Here is a 2,257-nt window from a genome sequence, read left to right as displayed (position 1 = left end):
GCCCCCGCCACGGGACAGGGGGTTCGGCTGGAACGACGGACCGCCACCCGGCGGACCGCCGCCCAACTGGGACGGGCCACCACCTCCCGGTGGCTGGAACGGTCCTCCCCCTCCCGGTGGCTGGAATGACCGGTACAACGGCCCGCCTCGCGATGTCGGTGCAGCACGAAACGACTTCGGTCGGTTCAACTACGCCGGCTTCACCGCGATCCCGGTGTTCAACCCGGCGTTCGGCGGGTGGGGCTTCTGGTACTTCGGTGACTGGATTCCGTTGTACTGACGCAACCCAACTGGTTCCGGCGCAGGGCCTGCTCTGCGGGTTCGGCGCCGGACACCGTTTGACGGTCAGCGCTGCTGCCTACGCGCTCAGTGAGCGGCGGCGTGCTCTTCGCGGGTGGCACACAAGCTGGCGATCGCGGTGGCGACCAAGGTCACCACAATGACGCCCAGACTCAGCACAGTCGAAATCTCGGGCACGTTCACGTGTGCACCGCCGTGGATGAAAGGCAGCGTGTTGTCGTGCAGGGCGTGCAACACCAGCTTGAGCCCGATGAAGAACAGCACGACCGCCAGCCCCTTCGACAGGTAGACCAGCCGACTCAGCAGGCCACCGAGCAGGAAATACAACTGGCGCATGCCCATCAACGCGAAGACGTTCGCGGCGAACACCAGGTAAGCCTGGCGGGTCAGTCCGTAGATTGCCGGTATCGAATCCAGGGCGAACATCAGGTCGGTCGCGCCGAGAGCCAGAATCACGATCGCTATCGGCGTCATCACCAACTTGGCGCCGTCTCTGACCAACAGCTTCATCCCGTCCCAGCTCTCGACAGTGTTCAATCGTTTGCGGGCGAATCGGGTGACCGCGCTGTCTCCCCCTTCGCCGTGACCGGGACCGCGGGCCAACTTGACGGCGGTGTAAAGCAGGAATGCGCCGAACACATAGAAAACCCAGGAGAACCGCTGAATCGCCGCCGTCCCGAGTGCTATCAGAGCGCCCCGGAGAACCAGTGCGATCACCACCCCGAAGAACAACGCCCGCAGTTGGTACAACTTGGGCACGTTGAAGTTCGCCATGATGACGATGAACATGAACAGGTTGTCGATCGACAGGCTGTACTCGGTCAGCCAGCCGGCGAAGAATTGCAGGCCGAATTGCTGGCCGTGAAACAACCAAATCCACCCACCGAAGACCATGGCGAGCCCGATGTAGCACGACAACGCCAGCGCGCATCGGCCCATGGTGGGTTCGTGCGGTCGGCGGGCGATCACCACAACGTCGAAAAGCAGAACCGCGCTGGTCAAGCACAACGTGACGATCCACTCGAGTGCGGACACATTCATGGGAAATCTCCGGCCGTGAGACGAACCAGAGGTCTCTTCCACCGTCAGGTGCACCGGCCCGCGGCGCCGGTCGTCCGATGGCGGTCGACGTGATGACGACACCGCGGCGGAGGAATACTCCCCTCTGCCGATCAGTCTCTCAGAGTTCGGCCGCGGCCTCCGGCACCAGCGCGCTGCCTCTTAGTAGTTTCAAAACTGTGGAGAAGCCTGTCGTCCCTGCTCCCCGGCTGCCGTCGACGTGACCGAGGTCGGCGGCGCCTCGGCTTCGATGCCATCACTTCCTTCTAAAGGAGCCTCGACCGGTCCGATCGCGCGCAGCAGCGTCGCACGAGTCGGCGTGGCGACGGCGGTGACCGCGCTGTGCGGCTACGCGGTGATCTACCTGGCCGCGCGCGACCTGGCTCCCGCCGGCTTCTCGGTGTTCGGGGTTTTCTGGGGTGCGTTCGGCTTCGTCACCGGCGCCGCCAACGGCCTGCTTCAGGAAACCACCCGAGAAGTCCGCGCCGTGCGCTACGCGGAGATCGTGCCGGGCCGCGGAAAAGCCAGAACCAATCCCCTGCAGGTGGCCGCGCTGGTCGGCGTCGCTGCCGCCGTCCTGATCGCCGCCAGCTCACCGCTGTGGAGCAGCCAGGTGTTCGCCGGGGCGCGCTGGCTCTCGGTGGGGCTGCTCAGCGTGGGACTCGCCGGGTTCTGTTTGCACGCCACCCTCCTGGGCATGCTGGCGGGCACCAACCTGTGGACCCAGTACGGGGCCCTGATGGTGACCGACGCGGCCATCCGGGTCGCAGTCGCACTGGTCACCTTCGTGATCGGCTGGGGCCTGGCCGGCTTTTTGTGGGCAACCGTCGCGGGTGCGCTGGCCTGGCTGATGCTGATCATCGCCTCGCCGGCTGCGCGCGCGGCGGCGCGGCTGCTG

1 protein-coding gene and 2 pseudogenes are annotated in these 2,257 nt (G+C 65.7%); 2 read left to right on the top strand and 1 reads right to left on the bottom strand.

Features of this window, described 5'->3' with window-relative positions:
- A pseudogene (locus tag WA317_RS20935) lies at nt 1-280 on the top strand (MAP_0585 family protein); the annotation flags it as partial.
- An 86-nt stretch (nt 281-366) separates the two neighbouring features.
- Here the strand turns inward: WA317_RS20935 and WA317_RS20930 are convergent.
- The gene (locus tag WA317_RS20930; protein WP_425174849.1) at nt 367-1,341 is read right to left on the bottom strand and encodes a TerC/Alx family metal homeostasis membrane protein; all 975 of its coding nucleotides are present in this window, start codon (nt 1,339-1,341) and stop codon (nt 367-369) included.
- Between the two features lie 268 nt (nt 1,342-1,609).
- Here WA317_RS20930 and WA317_RS20925 point away from each other — a divergent pair.
- Nucleotides 1,610-2,257: pseudogene (locus WA317_RS20925) on the top strand (hypothetical protein); the annotation flags it as partial.

Origin of the sequence: Mycobacterium sp., assembly GCF_049802695.1 — a bacterium.
Taxonomy (GTDB): domain Bacteria; phylum Actinomycetota; class Actinomycetes; order Mycobacteriales; family Mycobacteriaceae; genus Mycobacterium.
This window is presented reverse-complemented; position numbering and strand designations above follow the sequence as displayed.